The sequence below is a fragment of the Microbacterium testaceum genome (assembly GCF_001476655.1).
Classification (GTDB): domain Bacteria; phylum Actinomycetota; class Actinomycetes; order Actinomycetales; family Microbacteriaceae; genus Microbacterium; species Microbacterium testaceum_C.
The window spans coordinates 1-904 of sequence record NZ_LDRT01000254.1; the positions used below are offsets into that span (position 1 = coordinate 1).

Here is a 904-nt window from a genome sequence, read left to right on the forward strand (position 1 = left end):
CGGCCGATAAGATCCTCGAGGATGCCGGTCTCACGGCATCCAAGATCGCCCATGACGTCGTGGCGCAGGTCCTCGGTACCCGCATCCCCATGGCGCGGCAGACTCCGACCGGCTCGATCCCGACGATCGAGGAGTGGGAGAAGTCCCGGCCGTAAGGGCGTGAGGAAGGGGCCGGGATCTTGAGATCCCGGCCCCTTCCTCACGAGCCCCACCGCGCGAGAACAGGCGATCATTCCAGAACACGCCTCGCCCACCGAGCCCCGTCCTGTCCCCGGACGATCTCCTGTCGCGGAGCGCTGCCCCTCACCTCGCACAGATGACAACGGCGCCGCCCCCTCGGGGACGGCGCCGTCGTCGTGTGCGGGGCCTCAGGCTCCGATGCCGCGGATGGGCGGGTGGTGGAACGTGTCGCCGAAGGCGCGCTCCGACGCCCCCTCGCGATCGAGGTAGGGCGAGGCCCCACCGTCGATGAACGGCCACCCGGCGCCGAGGATGAGGCACAGGTCGATGTCCTGCACCTCGGGGACCACGCCCTCGTCGAGCATGATCTTGATCTCCTGCGCGAGACCGTCCTGCACGCGGGCGAGGATCGTCTCGGGCGCGACCGGGGTCTTGCCGGTGGCGAGCACCTTCTGCGCGGCCTTGGTCCAGCCGGTCACGCGGCCGCTCTTGTCCTTCTCGACGACCTCCGGCAGGGCCGCGAGCTCGTGGAAGTTCTCCGACGAGAAGAACCGGTCGGGGAAGGCGTGCGCCATCGTGTCCTGGACGTGCGCCGCGACCTTCCAGCCGACCAGGTCGATCAGCTGGAACGGTCCCATCGGCAGTCCGAGGGGAGCGAACGCCTTCTCGACGACCGTCAGGGGGGTGCCCTCGTACACCGCGCGCGCCGCCTCGCCCATGACCT

At 69.8% G+C, this 904-nt stretch carries 1 protein-coding gene; it reads right to left on the reverse strand.

Going from position 1 to position 904, the window contains the following annotated elements; translation table 11 throughout:
* Positions 1-368 precede the first annotated feature (368 nt).
* Positions 369-904: 3-hydroxyacyl-CoA dehydrogenase family protein (locus NS220_RS18820; RefSeq protein ID WP_242864696.1), on the reverse strand; the 536-nt coding region annotated here is incomplete at its 5' end.